Source organism: Nonomuraea sp. NPDC004186, assembly GCF_053603495.1.
Map to the genome: position 1 here is coordinate 50,812 of NZ_JBSGFQ010000061.1, position 20,496 is coordinate 71,307.

Below are 20,496 nucleotides of genomic sequence, written 5' to 3' on the forward strand. Positions count from 1 at the left end.
GAGGCAATTTGTCGAGTGACCGATCACTGATGTGCGGCTCTTCTGCTAATTAGGTGAAGACCAGGAGATGCGACCGAGTTTGGCTTGCGCAGCGGGTGGCGCTCGGACTTAAATCGGCCGGTGCCTGCAGAATCCGAATCGCTGATGGGGTAAACCTGACGGTCATCGAATTTCACGGCAACGGCTCGCTCACTGCCTTTGAGACGAGCATTTCGGGTGACCTGGACATCCACAGTAGCGTGCTGTGCGGTCGAATGGATGCGAGCTCGGCCATGCTCCAGGGGGCGCTGTCCACCTCGACGGCACGGTGCTCGGCCAGGAGGACGGGACATTCCTACGCGGCCGTGGGTTAAGCGCGCGCCAAACTGAACTACTGCTCGAGCACGCCCCTGGCCGGGTCGAGCCCAATGACAGCACCGTTCCGTCCTGGCCGGTCACGGGGCATCATGGCCCATGACCTCAGCTCATTCGGTGGAGGCTCACCGATTGTCGGTGTCGATCAATAGGCTGCGGCGCATGATCGAGAACAAATTATGCTCCGCCTGGATCGAGGCACCCGTGTGAACCCTGTGCAGGGGGTGCTCGACCGCATCGAGACCGGCTCCGTCGCAAGCCTCGTAGCGTTCTTGGACGGGCTTAACGACGACGACAAGTGCGCCGTGGCCCGGCGCTTGCCCACTCACCTGAGCGAACGCAGGCGCGCCGGGCTTGAGGCCGAACGGCAGATCTGGGAGCTGGCGCCCCTCTATCGCCTGGCCGGGGCGGCCTGCTTGAGCGGGGCGGAGCAGGTGGCGTCCTGGCTCAACCGGCGGGAGCTGAGCGGGGTGGAGCCGAAGGCCGACGCCGTACAGGTCATGTCCGTGCTCGGGAGCCGGCCGCTGGAGTGGCGCCGCGATCTGGCCATACGTCTGGTAGGGCGGTTGCGGCCGGCCCCTTCCGGTTCGACCTGGCGGCGTGTGCAGTCGCTGAGGGCCTGGGACCTGGCTGCGGCGCTGGTGATCGAGACGGGCGTTGAGCCGCCGGAGAACGACGCGTTCGTGTCCGGGTGGGTGTTGCGGACGGTCGAGCGGCATTGGATGAACAACGGGACCCCGGTGCTCGCCCATGATCGGCTGCTCGATCACATGCTGCCGCGCATGTTCCAGGCGGCGGGCGTGGCGGATGGGCTGGGCTGGAATCCACCCTGGGAGGGAAGCCAGACCATCATCAGCGAGCTGGTCGAGCTGGCTCGGACGGGCCGCGTGTCGCGTCAGGCGCTGCTCGACGGCTGCGTGAGCCGGTTCCTGACCGGATGCGATGCGGCTGAGGCCGCTTCCTTCATCAAGTTGTGGAGAGAGCTGAAGCCGGAGGCGGCCGAGATCCCGGTGACCGACTTCGTCCGCGTGCTGCCGTCGGCGTCCTCGCCTTTGGTTCAGCTCGCGCTGGAGGAACTGCACCGGGCGGAGTCCGCGGGAGCGCTCGAGGTGGACCTGTTCGCTGAGGCGGTTCAGGCGCTGGCGTACCGGCCAGAGAAGAAGAACATGGCGGCCGCGGTGAAGTGGATCGCCGACGTGCCCCCGGCCAGGGGTGCCGCCGCAGTGGCCGCGCTGGCGCCCGTGTTTGACGTCGACACGCCCAGCCTACGCGAACGTGCGGTGCGCGTCGCGGTCAAACTCGCCCCGCACACCGCCGAACCCGATAAGGAGGCGGTCCGCGAGGCGGCCACCCGGCTGCCTACCGACCTGCGCCAGCGGCTGGCGGCCGCTTTCGGCACGGTGGAGGAGGCTGAGCCTGAGCCCATAGCCGCCATGCTGACCGTGCCGGCGCTACCGGCCCTGCCCCCGCCCATCGCGTCAGTGGCGGAACTGGTCGCCGAGCTGGACAAACCGCTCTGGCCACAGGATCCAGCGCGGATCGAGCGTGTCTTGTCCGGCCTGGTCGAGCTGACCCACGAGGACCGTGACGCCGTCGTGGCGGGATTACAGCCCTGGTGGCGGACGAACTGGCAACATCCCTTCGAAGCGCGAGCCTATGCATACGGCATCTCCGGCACCGACGAGAACATCGGTTTCCTGCTGTGGCGCTGCGCACTGGCCATCGTGTCGCCCTCCAACAGCTGCGAGTTGACCGTATTGCTGAATGACGACAGCGGCCGCTGGCCGAGCTCCGAGCCTGCCCCGCAACGATTCGTCCAGCAGCGCTTCCGTGAGGTCTTATCCCTGCTCGAACGGGACGAGACGATTCCCGTGTTGCTGGCCACGCCGACCGCGCCCACCGGGCACGTCGACGCCACCACCTTGGTCGCGCGCATGGAGCGACTGGACGGCGCCGAGCCGCTCGAGTACGACTTCCTGCAGGCGTTGCTGCGACTCCCACGCAGGATCGATCCGGAGCTGGCCGTGCGGGCGGAGAGATTGCCGTCGGAGGCGGGCCGCCGGCTGGCGGGTTGCCTGCGCGACGGCGGCTTGCCCGGCCCCGTCGTGACCTGGGAACTCGGAGTGTTCGACCGCCCGGCGTCCTACCAGCAGTCGCTGCAGGAGGCGCACGCCCGCCTCGCACCACCCGAGGGCGTGCCCGGGCCGCTCGCCGAGCTGTGGACTCTCGCACCCAAGACCGGTTATCCCGCCTTCTCCCGGAACATGGTGTGGTGGCCGTCGATCATGCCGTCGCATCGGGAGGCCCTGGCCGCGCACCTCCTGGAGTGCCTTCCATCGAGCGGTCCGGTGGAGGTCGTGGCCGCTCTGGCGCACAACGACAGCCCGGCAGGCATCGCGACCGCGAGCACGATCGTTATCGCCATGAACCATCCCAGCTCCGCCCAGCGGGGTCTGGCCGCCGACGCGATCCTCACGCTGGTCGCGTACGGGGAGTTGCCCGCAGCCGACCTCGGCCGTGCCGTGGGCCACCTGGTCCGCGGTGAGCAAGTCAAACTCAATCGGATCACCGGCGTCCTCGATGAGGTCACGGCGGCCGGGGCGCACGCCGACGTGTGGACGGCCCTGGCTCAGGCGGTGCCGCTGCTGTTGCCCGGATCCGGTGAGAGGGCCAGGCCGGGGCTGGGCGAACTGCTCAAGGTCGCCGTGCGTGCGGCGGTGCTCGCCAAGGCGCGCGACGACCTACCGGGGCTGGCGGAGTTGGCGGCACGCAAGGGCTCGAGCCTGTTGATCCATGAGGCGCGGCGTCTGTACGGGACAATTTCCGCCTGAGGCATCATCTCGAACCCTTGCTCGTGATCAAGGCCCGGGGCGGGAACGGCGGCGATTGCGTGAATGGCGTCGGTCAGTGCGTCATCGCGGCGATGTCCACCGTGGCTGCCTCAGGCTAAGCCGGCAGCAGGCGTAGCAACAGCGCGCAAGGTGCCCACGCCACTGGGTGTGAGAGTGAGAATTCCCCTCCAAATGGTCTTCGACACGCCGACGGCCCGGCGTTCACCCGCCATCGACATCTGCCCCACGGCAGACCGGACTCTTCTCGCCGCACGTCGCCGTGTCACGCAGACCGGACAGGACTCCGTGACAAGCTGTGGCTGCATAGGCCGGCACTGGGCAGGCGGCGTCGAGGGCCTCAGCGATCCTGTGAGCCATCTCAAAGGGGCGGGATCGCCCTCGTTGTCGGTTACCAGGACCAACGTGCACAGCAGACCACGCGCAAGGTAGCCAACACCGAGATGCCCACCCGAGCTTTATCAGGGAGGTCGGGTTGGGCTTGTGCGGCGGGGTGACGCTGGGAGCGTACGCACGTATTTGGCACGATCAACGGTTGTATTTGTACGGTTGGCCGGGCGGCCGTAACCGGTCGCCAAGGCCCGACGAGCCCAAAATCAGGGCTTGACCTGGGAAAACACCGTCAAGATCATCCCGCATATGTCCCCTGATCATGGTCTTACGGCTGCATGTGGGCACCGTCGGTTGCCTATCAAGGTCCACCAAGCAAAAGACCTGCGGCTGAGAAACCGCAGGTCGGGCGCTGAAATGGCTGTTCAGGTGAGTGCCCCCGGCAGGATTCGAACCTGCGGCACCCGCTTTAGGAGAGCTCGAGCTGTTTCGAGTCCAACATGTCTACTGATGGGTGATATGCGATTGCTGCGCGATGTGCCTTGGTGGGTCGACAAGGACCTCCCATCGCTCATCGTTTGACGGGTGTTTGGCCTGGTCAAAACGATACTCGCGGCGGGAGCCTCGCAAGAAGCTCCCGCTCTTCACACGCGGGTGCCTTCACAGGAGTACGTGCCGACCACGGTGACCTTCTTCTTCGGGAATGCCTTCGACAACGACAACTTTTGCGAGCCGGCCAGTGATGGCAAAGCACATCACGGAGCTTCAACCCATGGCGATCGTGGAATGCATCCGCATGGGCGTTCCACCCGGTGCCCCTGCCGTTCAATGATCCTCGCTGCCGTAGCGGCTCAAGGACGTGCCCGCAGGGCCTGCTCCCGGCCCTCACCTGCTGTGCCCGCTTTCCGCCGGTACTGAGTGACTTGGGACAGGGGCGCGTCAGGTGCGGGCGAGCACCAGGATGAGCACGGCCATCCCGGCCAGCAGGTGGGAGGTCGCCGCGGGCGCCGTCGAGGACGTTGCCGGCGGCGGTCGTGCCGTCCGGAAGGCCGAGCCGGACGCGGTAGATCACGGTGCCCAGGGAGCCGAGGACGGTGAGCCCGACGGCGATGCCGAGCTCGTTGCTGACCTGGGCCAGGGGCGGCTCCCACTCCGGCCCGCTCCGGCCCGCTCCGGTGACGCGGCGCTGATGACGTGGTCCATGAGCAGCGGGAACGCCGCGCCGATGCCGAAGGCGGCCAGGGCCGCGGCAGCGGCCGACACGCTGGTGGGCCTCGGCGACGCCCACCACGCCCTCGGCGACCGGCCGGCGGCCGAGACGGCATGGCGTGGCACTCGCCCTGTACGAACCGCACCACCGCCACATCGAAACCGCCCGCGTCCGCGCCCGGCTCGGGTCGTGACTTCGAGTGCCGGGCACCGGCCCGCCACGGGCGTCAGCAGCAGTCGTACTTGATCAGGCTTTGTGACCGAGACAGATCCTGCCGGGGCCGACGCGGATGGCCGTGGTCGGCGCCGAAGGAGGCGCCCGGCCCATCTGACATCGTGACCCGCATAATCCACGCCGCTCGACCTGTGGCCTAATCAGGCAAAGCGTCGGGCGATGTCGCTCTCGTAGAGGCGTGCCAGCGAGACCGCGTGAGGGGCGGCATTCAAGTGGCTCTGGTCGAACCGCACTCCGGTCACAGCGGTAGCCACCGCCAATGCTCGGATCACCTCCGCGCTCAGGTCCCGCTCCGGTACGTCCTCCTCATCCACGTCCTCATCGAACACGTACTCGTATGCCGGTAGCAGGCCGACTGCCGACAGTTGGTCATTGAGTGCATCGGGGGACCGCCCTCGGCGGTCGCCCGGGAGATAGATATCGAACGCGGTGATTACCTCGCCGTCCATAGCATAGGCGAACGTAGCGTTGACCAGGAAGTCACGTAGCACCACGACGGCCTTTGTGTCCTGGGAAAGGCGGCGGATCGCCTCAAGCGTCATGCCGCCGAACCCGCCATTCTCGAACATGATCGACCCGCTGCCGGCGGCGTGTATGTGGGCGATGTACGGCTGTGTCGTGTCGAGGGCCGGCGTGGCACCCAGGAACGTGCGCAGGGTGTCTTCCACCCAGTCGGGCGACTTGTTCGGGAGAAAGGTGACGCAGAACCCGGTTATCCAATGGGGGAAGTCATCGCCTGTCAGCCAAGCATAGTCGGCAACATTTGGAGTGGGCATGTTCATGCGTTTCCGATTCGACTGAGCCTGAGAGGCTGAGAGTGATGGCCGAAGGCCTCAGAGGACTGACCCTGAGGCCTTCGGCACTCGAAGCTATGACAGTGATTATTACCAGTCCGTCAATTTAATCCAGAATTCGTCGCCGTCGATTATGCGCTCGTTATTGTACCACGTACCCAGGACCTTGCTCCCCCAGTCCACATTCTGTTTTCCGTCGATTACCGCCACGGAGTAGTTGTCGAGGAATTTTTTTGTACCGGGGTCGCGGGCGGTGGAGCCTTCCCTGACCGATGCGAAGGGAAACTCGTCACAGTTTCCAGGGTTGCCAGGTGCGCCATTTGGTCCTGGGTGCGTTCTGGCGTAGGTGGCGGCGTACCCGCTTCCGTGAATTCGCACGCATGTCCGCACCGACCGTCCTCGGTTGCGCGCATTAAGATTCTCGTCACCGGTTCGCGTGATGCGGTCATGCAAGTCCCCGCCGGGGATATCCTTAGGCAATAGTGACCTTCCGCGGTGGTCTGTTTGCGGATCAGTGCCGTCTGGGTACCAGATGGCATACGCGAGGTGATTCACCTGTTGCGGATAGGTCGTCGAGGGCCTGATGACCATGTGCGGGATGGACCAGTAGTACACGCACCCGGAATTCGTCACGTACATCGCACTGTCGCAGCGCAGGTTGGATTTCATGCGATAGGTGATCCGGGGATTCTTGAGTGCTTGAGGATTGTATCCCCAGACCCGCACCTGACAGTAGTTGCGTTGCTCGCTGGCCTTGGTCTTCGTGTTGTAGGGCGAGGTGAACGTGGCTTCAACCACCACGTGGTCGTCGTACCCCCTCCACTGACTGAAAGTGGCCGTCCGGTGGATGTTGCTGGGGTCCGGCTTGCAGTTGGACGTGCCATCCGGACGGAGTTCCTCGTTCGAGATGGAGAAGCCGACCCTGAGTTCGTCGTTCCATCCAAAAGCCTGCCCCCATGGGGTGAGGTCATCTATGTACGCTTCGTACTTAAAGGTGCGGCTGTTCGGATTGAGCGTGCCCAGGACGGTCACCCGGTAGCGTATGTACCCTACGGACCGATGGGTCGTCCCGTTGAATGTCGTGTAGTCGCGGTACTGGTACCAGCAGTACGAATACCTGTTCGTCGCCTCGCCCAGATCTCGCGGATTTTCCCGGGCCCGGCATTCTTCGAGGCGGCTGGCGGCGGCTGCCGTGGAGGCCGTGCTCCGCTTCGCTGGGGACTCCTCGGTCGTGACCCGCAGGGCCTGCCATGACGACCATTCGCCGGTGCTGTCATCCGTCGTGGTCACGCGTGAGCGCCAGCGCACCTCCGAACCGGCCTCCAGCCTGCCCTTGGGAACGCGCACCGTTATCCGTGATTCGCCGTTCGTGGCGGTGGCCGAGCCTGACCAGATCAGTTGTTCACCTGCGCCCGCCTGGTCCACCTTGACGAGGTTGCCCGGGCTGGCGGCCTTGCTGATCTTCGTCGGCGGGCGGGCGATTTCCACTTCCACCTTCGCCTTACCATCACGGCCAGCAGCCATCCAGGTGGTCAGGCGCGGAGTGAGAGTCGAGGTGACGGTGGTACCGCCCATGGTGCGGCTGTCGGACACCGTGAGTTTCCCAATCCCGGCTGCTGGCTTCGAGGCGGCGTCCGTGCTCACTTTCCGCGCTGTGCCGCCGGCCGCCGCAGCACCGATGGGGGTGTTCATGTCGGCCTGGATCTCGCTGGCGGTCTGGACGCGGTTGTAGACACGTACCTCGTCGATCAGGCCGCTGTAAAACTCGCCCCAGAAGGCGTTACCGCCAATGCGTAGCGCGCCGCCGTCGTCGACGACCTCGCCGGCCATCGGCACCTGCCCGACAAGGGTGCCGTTGACGTACACACTGGCGGCGGCGCCGTCGTAGGTGAAGGCCAGATGGCTCCACTGATTCAGCGGCAGCGCGGTGCGACTGGCAATGCCGGCGGCCTCCTGGGTGGTCTGCAGCCAGCCTCCCGGGCCGGAGCGTTCGGTGGAGGCATACAGGCCATAGCCGCCGCCCTCGGCGTGCTCCTTCATCAGCACGCTACGCCAGAGGCTGTCCTGTGTCGCGGGCCGTACCCAGGCCGATAGCGTCAGCGTGCTGGTCAGCCGCAGCGAGGCGGCGTGCGGGACGGTGACCCAGCTGGTCACGCCGTTGAACGACAGCGCGCCGCCGTGCCGACCGGCCGCCCAGCTGGTATCCCGGGCTGCCCCGGTATTGTTTTGCCCGGAGGAGTCCCCCACAGCGGTGCCGGTGGCTTCGTTCATGCCGTAGGCGGCCACCAGGCCCGGGTTCGTCGGCGGGGCCGTGACGGTGGCCGAGACCTCGTTCGAGGATGGGCTGAGGTTGCCGGCCGCGTCGACGGCGCGGACCCGGTAGTAGTACGTCCCTGCGGCGAGGCCCGCGTCGGTGAACGTGGTGGTCGGCGACGAGCCGACCTGGTTCGCGGCCGACGGGGTGAATCCCGGCGTCGTGGAGCGGTGGATCCGGTAGCCGTCCACGCCCACGTTGTCGGTCGAGGCCGTCCAGGTGAGCTGCGCGTTGCGGGGACCGCCCGTCGCGGCGAGCGAGCTGGGCGCGGTGGGCGCCTGGGTGTCTGGCGGGGCGCTTCCCCCGATCGGGGTGGTCATGTCGGTCTGAATTTCGGCGGCGGTCTGGGCGCGGTTGTAGACGCGCACCTCGTCGATCAGGCCGCTGAAGTACTCCCGCCAGACGACGTTGCCGCCGATCCGCAGCGGGCTGCCGTCGTCGTAGAGGCTGCCGTTCAGGGGGGTTTGGTCGACCTGCTGGCCGTTGACGAACAACCGCAGCGCGGCGCCGTCGTAGGTGAGCGCCAGGTGGCTCCAGGTGTTCACCGGCAACGGTGAGAGCCCCTCCGCCGTGGTCGGGGTCTCAGGAGCGGTCTGCACCCAGCCGGACGGCAGCGCACTGCCGTTGGCGGCGTACAGGGCGTAGGAGGCCCCACCGGCACTCAGTTCCTTGGTCACCACACTCTTCCACGGGGTGCCGGTCACCGTGGTCGGATTGACCCAGGCCGACAGCGTCATCCCGGTCGTCAGGCGCAGCGACGCGGCGTGCGCGACCGTGACCATGCTGGAGGAGCCGTTGAACGACAGCGCCTTGCCGTACTTGCCGTTGGCCCAAGTGGTGTTGCTACCTGCACCGGTGTTGGTCTTCCCGGAGGAGTCCGCCACGGTCGTCCCTGAGCCTTCGTTCATCCCCCACGCTCCGACAAGCCCGGGGGCTTGCCCTGGCGGTGGCCCCGTGGGAGTGGGCAAAGGCGGGAGGGTGGGGTCGGGCTGCTCACTGGCACCGGTGGTGAACGTGTACGAGTAAGGCGCCATGACATTGCCTGACGCGTCGGTGAAACCGCTGATCAGCACGGTGTACGTCGTCGACAGCGCCAACGGCTGGGCCGGCGCGAAGGTCGCGAACGGATCATCGATCAGAGTGGGCAGGTTGGGCTGGCCTTGGACGACATTGCCTTGGCCGTCCTTCAGGACGATCGAGCCGTTCTGTACGGCTTCGTCGAAGGCGACGACGATCTCCGTCTTGTTGCCCACATCCCTGGTGTTCGCCGCGGGTTTCAGATCTACGATCGTAGGAGGAGTGGAGTCCGCGGACGGCGTGGGGGTGGGCTCGGGCGCCCCTGGCAGCAGGTTCTCGGGTTTGTTCGCCTCGGCGATCTCTTCCGCTGTCGTCCATGGCGGGACCTGGACGTCGGTGTCCGCCGTACCGTACGTCACGTCGGACTGCTTCGCCTCAGCCTCGGCCTCTGCTCGTGAGATGGCCGGAACCACCGGCTCCTCGCCCGTGAAGATGTCGTTCTGCAGGGAGGCCAGGGCCTCGGGATAGGTGGCGGAGCTGTGACTGCCGTCAGGATTGGCTGGAATGTCGAGAAATTCCTGGACCGCGGGCGTGTATTTGATGATGAGGGCGGGTGGGTGGCGGTAGCCGGGGTAGGGGTTGCCACCGCCGAATTGGCTGGAGTAGTACTGGCGCCAGTTGATGGTGGCGGTTTCGCTGGCGGCCTTCAGTACGATTCCGTGGTTGGCCTCGCCTTGTTGGATCCAGGCGCGGGTCATGGCGGTGACCTCGTAGAAGAGTTCCCAGTCCTTGGCGCACCAGCTGCCGCTGGGGTCGTCGTAGTTGTAGCCGGCCCAGTTCACCGTCTCGGGGGCCGTGCTCGAGGGCTGGTTGTACCAGTCCAGGCTGTCGAACGTGCCGTCGAGGGTCCATGTGGAGGTGACGCGCGCGGCCCGGATGCCGGAGCCGCCCATCGGGTCCCCGCACAGTTCTCCGTTGGGCCCGCCGGACTTGTAGTTCCACATCCGCAGGTCCGCGTCGTTGACGGTGGCACCCTGCAGCACCGGGTCGGTGAGGTCGAACTTCATGTACACGCGGGCGATGTCCGCGCTGGTGGAGGTGGTGCCCGCGCGAAGGTACCCGGCCGCGGCGTTGTTGTTGTACGGGTCGTTCCTGCTGACCCAGCCGTCGGCGGGAGCACCGCCGCCGAACCATTCGGAGGCGGCGGCGATCGTCACCGGGTAGGTCACCGCCGGGTCGGCCAGGAACTTCTCATCCGGGGAGAACACCAGCTCCGAGGTCTTGCCGGAGGTCTCCACGCGCGCCTTGACCGGGGAGCTTCTGCCCTGCTCGGGGGAGGCCTCCACCTTGGCGTCCGTCGCGGTCAGCACGATCGGGGCGGCCTTGGCCTTGCCCTTGGTGTCCTGGAGTTGCGGCAGCCCCTGGGGCGTCTTACCGAACGTGGTGTCTTTGGGCAGGGTGAGCGGCAGCCGCACGGTCACCGGGCCGGTCGGCCGCTGCCGGAAGACCACCTGGGAGGTGAAACCGTCGGCCTGGGCCAGCACCACCAGGTCGGCGCCGGGGGCAACGGCGTCGGGGTAGGTGACCGCGTTGCCGGAGATCTTGGGTTCCGGCAGCGCGCGGGTCACGCCCAGGCCGGTCTTGCCGTGCGTGCCGTCCGCGGTCACCAGCTGCTTGGTGCCGCGTGGGCCGAAGGTCAGCGGGGTCTTGACGCGGGCGGCCTGGAGCTTGCCGTCGCGGGTGACGATGGTGGGGTCGATGGGTTCCCAGGCGCCGCTGGCCGGGTTCTTCAGCTGCACGGGCCGGGTGTGCACCTCGGCGCGCAGGTCCTTGCCATCGGGGTTGGCCCAGACCTTCATGGTCTCGGTGAAGTGGGCGGGGACCTCGACCGGCTGGCCGGACTTGGCGGCCTTGTCCCAGGCGGTCTTGAGGGCGGGATCCGAGGTGGCGCCTGGTGGTGGTGTCGATGCGGAGGCCGGGGTGGGGGGTGGCGTGGGGCCCTGGGCGATCGCGGGCGCGCTCATGAGCGAGAGCAGCATCGTTAGAGTCGCGATCAGGGCAGCGCGGCGGCGCGTCCGGACAGATAAGCCGGACGCTAATCGGCGTGTGTTCACTCACAACCTTTCGAACGGATATGGCAAAACAGCCCTGATCATCACATAAGGCAGAACTAAAAGTAAAGATCGTTTTCAGTAACGGGAACGAGATACTCCGTGATCGCCAAACGTGATCCATTCACTGGTTCGACCATGGTTTGCTCACGGCCGAACTGCCATGAACACCTGGCCCCGCGCCGGTGGCCCAGACCGCCATCACGCCCACGAGGCACGGGAAACCCGCTCAGCGAGCCGACGAACTGGCGAGCGACCCTGGCCGAAGCGCGGTCCTTGTTCGCGAGCCCTGCCTCATCGACCACCAGCACGCCCGCTCCGCCAAGCTCAGCCCGGCACCCTGATCATTCACGTCCTCGACCACGTACAGTAGCGGCGCGTGAAATCACGCAGCTCATCGGCATCCCAACGCACCCGGGACAGCAGGTGCTGCTGACCGTGCAGACCCGCGTCGCCTACATGCTCAGCCAGTTGCCAACTGTTCTGCACGACGGCGGCGCCAGCAGACCACCCACACCCGCGGCCCGGCGCCGTGAATCCGCACGCGAGAAGATCTGCCCCACCTCCGGCAACGGATCCTCTAACTGATCGGCCCGTTCATCCGCGCGTTCCCGATCCGTGACGGTCAGCGGGATATCCGGCAAAGGCGCCTGCATGCGCGGTCGTTTACCCGCGCCCGAGATCCACGAATTCCCACAGACCTACTGATCTACAACTGAAGAGATCGTCACGTTGAGTGACGCTATCCATCGATACGACGACCAAGGCCATTCAATTAGGCGGTCTTGGCAATTTGGCGATCGGTGCGGAAAAACGGAAGTGACCAAGTAGTTATAAATGGGCTCAAGCTGCTGTTACTTACGCAGCTTGAATGCGTAGAGTCCTAGCATCGTGACGGATCGCGTTCGGTGCGGTACGACCGGAGCATGCGGTATGGGCTAAGGGGCGGGTACGCGCCCGCGGAGCAGGAGCGGCGGGAGCGCGTACGGCTGCAGGCAGCCGAGTGGTTCGAGGCCGGGGAGTGGACCAGGGCGATTGCCGCGCGGTTACGGGTGCACGAGTGGTCGGTAACCAGCTGGCGCAAGGCTTGGCGTGAAGGCGGAACATCGGCGCTGCGGTCGAAGGGACCGGTATCGAGGGAGAAGTTGTCGGCCCGCAGTGGGCGCGGCTGGATGCCGAGCTGCGGCGGGGACCGTTGGCCTGGGGCTACGTGGAAGACCGGTGCTGGACGCTGGGCCGGGTCAAAACGCTGATCGGGCGGCTGTTTCACATCGGTTACACCATCGAGGGCGTGGGCAAGCTGCTGCACCGGCACGGCTGGCCGGTGCAGGTGCCGGCCCGGCGGGCCCTGGAGCGGGATGAGGAGGCCATTGCGGTGTGGAGGGCCGAGGTGTGGCCAGCGGTAGAAGCACCGCGGCGGACCTGGGCGCCTACCTCTGCTTCGAAGACGAAGCCGGGCAAGGGCTAAGGCCGCCGAAAGGGCGCACCTGGGCACCGGTCGGCGCTCGGCCGGTGGTGACGGTCCGCGGCAGAGGTTCCGGCCGGTCAACATGGCCGGCGTCGTGGCCTTCCGGGACGGTGAGCGGCCGCACCTGTTCTATCGCCTGCACGTCTATCACGGCCGCAAGGGCGAGCCCAAGACGTTCTCCTGGATGGACTACCGGGACCTGATCGTGGCCATCCACCAGCACCTGGACGCACCACTGCTGTGGTGCTGGCACAACCTGAACGTGCACCTGGCCGGTCAACTCGCCGACTTCGCCGCCGAGAACGCCGACTGGTTACGTCTCTTCCAGCTCCCCGCCTACGCTCCTGAGCTCAATCCAGCCGAGGGTGTCTGGTCGCTGCTCCGCCGGGCGCTGGCCAACTTCGCCGTCACCGACTGCCCGGGCTCGTCCGGCTCGTCAAACGCAAGCTGAAAAAGATCCAATACCGGCCCCACCTGCTCACCGGCTGCCTGGCCCAGACCGGACTCACCCTGGATACCCCGCAAAGCCATGACCGACTCTACGAATTCAACCTGTGTAGACGCCCGGACGGCCCAGAACGAGGGTCTGACCTGGGGAAACGATCGCAAGATCATCCCGCATATGTCCCCTGATCATGGTCTTACGGCTGCATGCGGGCACCGTCGGCTGCCTATCAAGGTCCACAAAGCGAAAGACCTGCGGCTGAGAAACCGCAGGTCAGTGGCTGAAATGCCTGTTCAGGTGAGTGCCCCCGGCAGGATTCGAACCTGCGGCACCCGCTTTAGGAGAGCGGTGCTCTATCCCCTGAGCTACGGAGGCGGACTCTCGTAAGCCTAGCGAAAGTCTGGCACTGCGTGGGACGTGGAGCCGGGGTGAGTTTGGTGGGGTTGGTTATGGGTGCTCTGAGCTGCGGTAAAGGCATGACAAGTGGTTGGAATCTTGTGGATCCGGCGTGGATAGCGTCTGCCTGTGACCAGGAGGCGATGCAAGCAGGCGCGGCGGCGGCCTGTCGTGTTGTTCGGGGCGTTGTTGGCGCCGGCGATCCTTGCGGGGGGGTTGTTGGCTGGGGAGATGCGGGGGTTTGAGGGGAGTGTCCCGGCGGTGGTTCGGGAGCGGGTCGTGCGGGTGGGGTTCGGGCCGATGGTGGTTCGGGCGCCGGCGCATCCGGATCGGCTGTACGAGGGGAGCGTGCCGGCTCCCGTTCGTGTGGTGAGTCGGCCGCGGGCTGTTGTCCCGGCGGCGGTGCCGCCTGTCGGGGATGTGGAGCCTGGGGTGGAGGAGCCTGTTATGCCGGCTCCGGTGCGGACTCAGACTCAGGTGGGGTGTTCGGGGGAGTGGGTGAACACCTGGCTGTGGGATCTGTGCCGGGACGAGGAGGAAGGGGTGGGGTTGAAGGTCGGTGGGAGTTTGGTGCCTGGCATCTGATAGGCCCTGTTTCGGGTGGCGGGATCTGGCTGGTCGCGGGGGGTGGGCGGACAGAGTGCGCTTTTTGTCTCATAACAGCTCTCCCGAGTTCGGTCCGGGCACTCGGGGGGCTGTAGTAACGTGCGTGCCTGACCCAGGTAACGAGTTTGCAAACGGAGGAGTCGAACGTGCCAGCCCCTCGATCAGCGGGTCTGATCGCGGTAGTCATGGCGGTGGCTTCTCTTTTCGTGCCTTCCGGGCAGGGGCGCGCTCAGGCGCAGGTGGCGCAGAAGCAGGAGCGGCAGGCGCCGGGCGACCTGGCGGCTCTGCGCAAAGAGGCCGAGCGGTCGGCCAAGGAGCTCGAGGACGCCACCAGGGCACTGGAGAAGCGGCGGTCGGACATCGCTGCCTCCGAGAAGCAGCTGAAGACCAAGCTGGCGGCTCTGCAGGATCTGGAGCAGCGGGTCGCGGTGATGCGGCAGCCGGTGTCGCAGATGGCCGAGCTGCTGTATGAGCAGCCGATCATGGCGGACGGGATCGTGCCGTTCCTGTCCGGGACCGCGGACGAGACGACGCTACGGGCGCTCAGCGACGTGACTCAGATCGTCTCTGTACGGCAGCAGGCCGTCGAGCAGACCAGCGTGCTGTACCAGCAGGCCGAGGGGCTGGCCGCGGAGGCGCAGGAACTGCGGGCCGGCAACCTGCTGGCCGAGGCACAGCTGGCGGTCGAGGTGGACACGCTCCGGCAGCGTTCCGACAAGATCGTGAAGTCGCTGACCGCCGCGCTCGTGAAGATGGGCATCAAGATCGACAAGGTCGGGCGGGCGGCGCTGGGATGCAACCCGTTGCGGGCGGCGACGGCCAACGACTATCCCAACGGGCTGATTCCGAAGAGCATGCTCTGTCCGTTGCAGCAGAAGGGTTTCAGTCTGAGGGCCGACGCCACCATCGCGTTCGTGAGCCTGAACGAGGCCTATCGGAAGCGGTTCGGGAAGAGCATCTGCGTCACCGACGCCTATCGGAGTCTGGCCGAGCAGCAGTCGGTCTACTACCGGCGGCCGGGGTTCGCCGCCGTGCCGGGGCGGAGCAACCACGGGCTCGGGCTGGCCGCGGACCTGTGTGGCGGGGTGGAGAGGTCCGGGTCGGCGGAGTTCGTCTGGATGGAGAAGAACTCGAAGAGGTATGGGTGGTTCCATCCCTCCTGGGCCTACACCGGCCCGTTCGAGCCATGGCACTGGGAGTACGATCCCAAGATCGATTCGCTGCTCTAGCGCACTAGGCGACCTGTGAACTGCAGAAGGCGCAGCGGGACGCGGCCTTGGGGATTTCCGACAGGCATTCGGGACAGTCACGGGTCTTCGATCCGATCTTGGCGACGCTGCGGTCCTTGAGGTGCGTGTACGGCTTCACCAGCAGGAAGTAGATCACCGCGGAGACCATCAGGAACGAGATGACCGCGTTGATGAAGTTGCCGTACATGAAGTTGGATCGGCCGACCGTGACCTTGAGTGAGGAGAAGTCGGGCAGGCCACCGAACGCCGAGATCAGCGGGGTGAGGAGGTCGGCCACGAACGACTGCACGATCGAGTTGAAGGCCGCCCCGATGACGACCGCCACGGCCAGGTCGATGACGTTCCCCTGCATGAGGAACCTCTTGAATCCGCTCATGGGGAAAATCGTAGCTGAGCGATTACGTTGAGTTAGCTTTGATGGTGATCGAAAGGTGGCCGGTCGTCTGGGCGGAGGCGAGTTCGGCGGCTTGGGTCGGGGTGGTGGCGAGCACCACTAAGGCGCCGTGAGTTTCGCTCGTCGTCTTGGGCGTCTGCGGGATCGTGATGATCCGTACGTCCTCGGCTACTGTGCGGGCCGGATGGACTTCCTCGTCGGATGCCAGGATGGTGATCGTGGCTCCTGGGGTGAGGAGGCTCGCGGTCGCGGCGTCGGCGATGCGGACCGGGGTGGCGACCATGCCCGGTGGGAGCCGGTAGGAGTGGAGCAGGCGGACATCTGTCAGCGGCTCGCCCTTGCGCATGGGGCTCGCCAGGATCTGGCCCGCCGCGGCTGTGCGTACGGCACCTGTGGGTGGATGGTTGAGGGCCGCAGGGGTCAGGTCGGCTGGGCCGAGAGGGCCGGGAGACAGGTCGCGGGCCGCGACCAGGACCGTCGGGGCCTGCTCGGGGCGGGTGGCGATGAAGGCCGACATGACGGCCAGGGCGGCCAGCGCCGCCGCGACGAGGCGGCGGCGACGGCCGTAGCGGATCAGCCAGGCCCGGATCACGGCAGCTCGAAGGGGAGCTTGATGCCGTCGAGAGTCGCCCCGCACGGGCAGGTGCGCTCGTCTGGGAGGGCTTGTACGGTCTCCGCCACCAAGGTGCGCATGCGGGTGACGTTTTGCGCGAAGAACTCCAGGACCTCGTCGTGCGTGACGCCCTGGCCGGCCTCGACGCCGGCGTCATGGTCGGTCACCAGAGAGAGCGAGATGTAGCAGAGGGCCAGCTCTCGGGCCAGGACGGCCTCGGGGAATCCGGTCATGCCGACGATCGACCACCCGTTGCCCGCGAACCACTGGGACTCCGCTCGCGTCGAGAAACGCGGGCCCTCGATGACCACCAGGGTGCCGCCGTCGACCGTCTCCCAGCCGGTCGAGCGAGCGGTTTCCACCGCGACGGCACGGCCTGAGGGGCAGTAGGGGTCGGCGAAGGAGACGTGGACCGCACCGTCCACGTCGTAATACGTCTGGACGCGGCCTGAGGTGCGGTCTACGAGTTGGTCGGGGATGACCATGGCGCCGGGGCCGTACTCGGCTCTCAGCGAGCCTACGGCGCTGGGGGCGAGCACCTGGCGCACGCCGAGCATGCGCAGAGCCCAGAGGTTGGCGCGGTAGGGGATGCGGTGTGGGGGGAAACGGTGATCTCGCCCGTGTCTGGGGATGAACGCCACCGAACGGGTGCCGATGCGTCCGACTGTGACGACGTCGCTCGGGGGGCCGTAGGGGGTGGCGAGCTTGATCTCTTCCGCGTCGTCGAGCAGTGAGTAGAAGCCGGAACCGCCGATGACGCCGATGTCTGCGCGAGGGACCATGGCCGAGAGAGTAGCCGGATCGGGGACGGGGCAGGGTGAGCCGAATTCCGTTCTGGGGATAACTTGATTTCTGCTGCTCGAGGGTCCCGGATTTAGGGGTTCGGCCGGCCTGGTGTCCAGGGGGTCGGAAGCTCCGGTGGATCCGAGGGTCCCAGCAAAGGGAGGGCGGGATGGCCGATGCGCGGGGATTCGGGATCCCTGGTGGGTGGAGGCCGACCTCAAATTTCTGCCGTCGGCGGCGGTGCGCATGCGGGCGGGTTGCTGGGGCCGTCGACGCCGATGTGGGCGAGGAGATCCGCGTGGGGCTGGGCATGGGTGCGGTGGCGCGCAAGTGTGGCCAGGCTGAGGGTGACGTGGGCCCGCGTGAGGGTTGGGTGTGAGGGCAGACGCCTGTGTCTCGCTGCGGTGGCGCGCGGGTTTGGGCCTTGGGTGAGGCGTGCATGCGGGGCCGACGCATGCACCTGGCCGCAGTGGTGGACGGTGTGGGTCCACGCGAGGTGTGGAGGTCGCGGTGGTGGACGGTGTGGGTCTGCGGCGAGGTGTGGAGGTCGCGGTGGTGGACGGTGTGGGTCCGCGCGAAGCGTGGATGGTCGCGGTGGACCGGTGTGGGTCCGTGTGAGGTGCGGGTGTGAGGCCGACGTGGGCCTACACCAGGCGCACGTGCGGGGCCGATGTCGGTCCCGTGTGAGGGCTGGGTGTGGGGTCCACCGGGGGCCTGTGTCCCAGGTCGGTGCGCGCACGCGGAAACGTACGCGCGCGAAACCCACCCAGGTGTCCATGGCCGCGGCGGTCGGCGCTGGGCGGCCAGGTCCTGGGGCGGCTACTGAAAAGATCCGCGGGAGGCCGCGGTCGCTGACGGGAGGGTCAGTTGGAGGCTGCGGCGGGGGCGGCGGCAGGGGTGGACGTGCTCGTGTCCGCGGACTTGCTCTCCGCGGGCTTCGACGACGAGGAAGAAGAGGGCGTCGTGGAAGTCGAGGTAGACGACGAGCGGTTGTCGGTCCGGTAGAAGCCCGAACCCTTGAACACGATGCCGACAGCCGAGAAGACCTTCCGCAGGTTCCCCTCGCAAGCAGGGCAAATCGTCAACGCGTCGTCAGTGAACTTCTGAACGACCTCAAGCTGCTCGCCGCAGTCGTTGCAGGCGTACTGGTACGTCGGCACGCGCTCCTCCTTAAGGTCTGGCACTCGAGGGATGCGACTGCTAATGGTAACCGATTAGGTCAAACGCCTATTCCAGTCCCCGCTCTCCGTACCAGCCCGCCAGCTTTCCGCTGCGGCTCACGGCGCGCAGGCGGCGTTCGACCTGGTCACGGCAGGAGGCGGTGGTGACCAGCAAGATCTGGTCCTCCACCCTGATCCTGGTATTTCCGGTGGGGACGAAGGATTTGCCGTCGCGGACGATCAGGGTCACCTGCGCCCCGGCGGGCAGGCGGAGCTCGAAGATCTCCACGCCGTGCAGCCGCGAGCCGGGAAACACCTTGACCTGCAGCAGGTCCGCCTTGAGCTCTTCGAGCGGCGCGGCCTCCACCTCCAGGTCGTGCGCCTCCCCGGGCGCCGCCACCCCGAGCAGCCGGGCCACGAAGGGCAGTGTCGGCCCCTGCAGCAGCGTGAACACGATGACGATCACGAAGACCTCGTTGAAGATCTCCTTGGATCCCTCCACGTTCGACGCCCAGGGGATGGTGGCGAGCACGATCGGGATCGCGCCGCGCAGCCCCGCCCACGACAGGAACGCCTGTTCGCGCCAGCTCACCCTGCCCGCCCGCAGCGCCCACGACAGCAGCGAGCTCACCATGACCGAGAGCGGCCGCGCCAGGAGCACCAGGACGGTGCCGGCGATCAGGCCGGGCACGATGGACGAGGGCATCTCCTTGGGGCTGGCCAGCAGACCGAGCATGACGAACAGCCCGATCTGCGCCAGCCACGCGGCCCCCTCCGCGAACCCCCTGGTCGCCGCCCGGTGCGGCAGCCGCGAATTGCCCAGGATCAACGCCGTCAGGTAGACGGCCAGGAACCCCGAGCCGTGGATCAGCACGGCCCCGCCGTACGAGACGAATGTGAGCGAAAGCACGGCGAGCGGATAGAGGCCGGAGGCGGGGAGCGCGACGCGGCGCAGCGCGTACGCGCCCGCGGGGCCGACGGCCAGGCCGACCGCGGCGCCGATGATCAGCTCGACCGTGGTCTCGAGGAGGAACGTTCCCGGGGACGCCGAAGAGCGTCCCGCCCCGCTGAGCAGCATCACGGCGATCACCGTGGGGGCGTCGTTGAAGCCGGACTCGGCCTCCAGCACGCCCGCCAGCCGGGGTGGGAGCGGCAGTCTGCGCAGCACGGAGAAGACGGCGGCGGCGTCCGTTGAGGCCAGGACCGCGCCGAGGATCAGCGCCGTCGTCTGGTCTATGCCGAGAAGCGCCTGTACGACCAGCGCCACCACGACGATGCTGACCGTCACGCCCACGGTCGCCAGGATCATGGCCAAGGGGACTGAACGCCGTACGTGAGACCAGTTCGTAGTAAGTCCGCCTTCGGCCAGGATCAACGCCAGCGCCGTGAGGCCGATCTGCTGGGCGAGCTGGGGGTTGTCGAAGGGGATCCCGAACCCGGCCTCGCCCAGGACCAGGCCGAAGCCGAGGAACACGAGCAGGCTGGGCAGGCCGGTGCGGTGCGCGACGCGTACGGACGCGATGGCCGCGATGACAATTGCGGCACCAAGAAGAAGCCAGACATCTAGTGTCATCTGGCCCCCTCTCGTACCTGCGGTCACATAAGCCTAGTGAGTCCCTCCGGGGTCGCGGCAAAACGGACGTGCCGGTCATGAGGCTCCGCCGGGATGCCGTCGATCAGCTCGCCGTCGTGCAGCAGGGCGACCGTCGGTACGTTGGGGCCCACCCTGGCCAGGGCACGATCGTACGAGCCGCCGCCGCGACCCAGACGTACACCCGTCGCCCTGTCCACCGCCAGGGCCGGGACGATCACGAGGGCGGCGGTGCGGATGGCGTCGACGCCGCGGCGGGTGTCGACCGGCTCCATGATCCCGAAACGGCCCGGGGTGAGCGAGTCCGGTCCGTCGTACACCGCCCAATCCAGGTCATTGTCCTCAAGCAGGACGGGGAGGATAACGGTGGCTCCATGTTTCCAGAGAGCGAACACGAGCCCGTGTGTATCCGGCTCCGACCCCGTTGACCAGTAGCAGGCCACGAGACCGGCCATCTGGACCCACGGCTGGTCGAGCAGCGTTTCGCGGATCTTGATGGAGTTTGCCCGCTGTTGTTCGGGGGAGAGGGAGGCACGTGCCGAGCTCAGCTCGCGACGCAGGTTCAGCTTGTCCACAG

15 protein-coding genes and 1 tRNA gene are annotated in these 20,496 nt (G+C 66.8%); 6 read left to right on the plus strand and 10 right to left on the minus strand.

Annotation, left to right across the window (positions count from 1 at the left end; translation table 11 throughout):
* Positions 1 to 578 precede the first annotated feature (578 nt).
* Positions 579 to 3,185 carry a DUF7825 domain-containing protein gene (locus ACWEPL_RS38840; protein WP_452439117.1) on the plus strand — a complete coding sequence of 869 codons (2,607 nt, stop codon included), beginning with the start codon at positions 579 to 581 and terminating at the stop codon, positions 3,183 to 3,185.
* Between the two features lie 1,932 nt (positions 3,186 to 5,117).
* Here the strand turns inward: ACWEPL_RS38840 and ACWEPL_RS38845 are convergent.
* The 3 genes from ACWEPL_RS38845 to ACWEPL_RS38855 all read right to left on the minus strand — a co-directional run bounded on the left by ACWEPL_RS38845 (position 5,118) and on the right by ACWEPL_RS38855 (position 11,524).
* Positions 5,118 to 5,759: a DUF6461 domain-containing protein gene (locus ACWEPL_RS38845; RefSeq protein WP_185068758.1), complete on the minus strand. Its 642-nt coding sequence runs from the start codon at positions 5,757 to 5,759 to the stop codon at positions 5,118 to 5,120.
* 102 nt (positions 5,760 to 5,861) lie between these two features.
* A complete protein-coding gene (locus ACWEPL_RS38850) occupies positions 5,862 to 11,141 on the minus strand; it encodes a LamG-like jellyroll fold domain-containing protein (RefSeq protein WP_452439118.1) in 5,280 nt (1,759 codons plus the stop codon).
* Between the two features lie 131 nt (positions 11,142 to 11,272).
* On the minus strand, positions 11,273 to 11,524 hold the full coding sequence (locus ACWEPL_RS38855) for a hypothetical protein (RefSeq protein WP_452439119.1): 252 nt from the start codon (positions 11,522 to 11,524) through the stop codon (positions 11,273 to 11,275).
* Between the two features lie 115 nt (positions 11,525 to 11,639).
* Between ACWEPL_RS38855 and ACWEPL_RS38860 the strand changes: the two genes are divergently transcribed.
* The 4 genes from ACWEPL_RS38860 to ACWEPL_RS38875 all read left to right on the plus strand — a co-directional run bounded on the left by ACWEPL_RS38860 (position 11,640) and on the right by ACWEPL_RS38875 (position 13,132).
* On the plus strand, positions 11,640 to 11,801 hold the full coding sequence (locus ACWEPL_RS38860; protein ID WP_185068756.1) for a hypothetical protein: 162 nt from the start codon (positions 11,640 to 11,642) through the stop codon (positions 11,799 to 11,801).
* Positions 11,802 to 12,139: 338 nt separating this feature from the next.
* Positions 12,140 to 12,466, plus strand: a complete 327-nt coding sequence (locus ACWEPL_RS38865; protein ID WP_376775827.1) for a helix-turn-helix domain-containing protein — start codon at positions 12,140 to 12,142, stop codon at positions 12,464 to 12,466.
* Positions 12,409 to 12,681 (plus strand): helix-turn-helix domain-containing protein, encoded by a 273-nt coding sequence (locus ACWEPL_RS38870; protein ID WP_221519232.1) that lies wholly within the window; start codon positions 12,409 to 12,411, stop codon positions 12,679 to 12,681. Before ACWEPL_RS38865 ends, ACWEPL_RS38870 begins: the two co-directional genes overlap by 58 nt.
* Positions 12,682 to 12,763: 82 nt before the next feature.
* Positions 12,764 to 13,132: a transposase gene (locus ACWEPL_RS38875; protein ID WP_452439120.1), complete on the plus strand. Its 369-nt coding sequence runs from the start codon at positions 12,764 to 12,766 to the stop codon at positions 13,130 to 13,132.
* Positions 13,133 to 13,428: 296 nt separating this feature from the next.
* Here the strand turns inward: ACWEPL_RS38875 and ACWEPL_RS38880 are convergent.
* Positions 13,429 to 13,501, minus strand: a tRNA-Arg gene (locus tag ACWEPL_RS38880).
* Positions 13,502 to 14,313: 812 nt separating this feature from the next.
* Here ACWEPL_RS38880 and ACWEPL_RS38885 point away from each other — a divergent pair.
* Positions 14,314 to 15,357 (plus strand): D-alanyl-D-alanine carboxypeptidase family protein, encoded by a 1,044-nt coding sequence (locus tag ACWEPL_RS38885; RefSeq protein ID WP_363970511.1) that lies wholly within the window; start codon positions 14,314 to 14,316, stop codon positions 15,355 to 15,357.
* 4 nt (positions 15,358 to 15,361) lie between these two features.
* On the opposite strand, the gene mscL is transcribed toward ACWEPL_RS38885, so the two are convergent.
* From mscL to ACWEPL_RS38915, 6 genes are all read right to left on the minus strand, one after another.
* The gene (mscL, locus tag ACWEPL_RS38890; RefSeq protein WP_363970513.1) at positions 15,362 to 15,754 is read right to left on the minus strand and encodes a large conductance mechanosensitive channel protein MscL; all 393 of its coding nucleotides are present in this window, start codon (positions 15,752 to 15,754) and stop codon (positions 15,362 to 15,364) included.
* A gap of 22 nt (positions 15,755 to 15,776) precedes the next feature.
* Entirely contained in the window at positions 15,777 to 16,364 is a 588-nt protein-coding gene (locus ACWEPL_RS38895; RefSeq protein WP_452439121.1) for an RcpC/CpaB family pilus assembly protein, read from the minus strand.
* Positions 16,361 to 17,167, minus strand: a complete 807-nt coding sequence (locus ACWEPL_RS38900; RefSeq protein ID WP_452439122.1) for an S-methyl-5'-thioadenosine phosphorylase — start codon at positions 17,165 to 17,167, stop codon at positions 16,361 to 16,363. Before ACWEPL_RS38900 ends, ACWEPL_RS38895 begins: the two co-directional genes overlap by 4 nt.
* Positions 17,168 to 18,031: 864 nt before the next feature.
* Positions 18,032 to 18,328, minus strand: a complete 297-nt coding sequence (locus ACWEPL_RS38905) for an FmdB family zinc ribbon protein (protein WP_363970519.1) — start codon at positions 18,326 to 18,328, stop codon at positions 18,032 to 18,034.
* Between the two features lie 67 nt (positions 18,329 to 18,395).
* Positions 18,396 to 19,901 carry a potassium/proton antiporter gene (locus tag ACWEPL_RS38910; protein ID WP_363970522.1) on the minus strand — a complete coding sequence of 502 codons (1,506 nt, stop codon included), beginning with the start codon at positions 19,899 to 19,901 and terminating at the stop codon, positions 18,396 to 18,398.
* A gap of 23 nt (positions 19,902 to 19,924) precedes the next feature.
* A complete protein-coding gene (locus ACWEPL_RS38915) occupies positions 19,925 to 20,494 on the minus strand; it encodes a 5-formyltetrahydrofolate cyclo-ligase (RefSeq protein ID WP_363970524.1) in 570 nt (189 codons plus the stop codon).
* Positions 20,495 to 20,496: the final 2 nt, after the last annotated feature.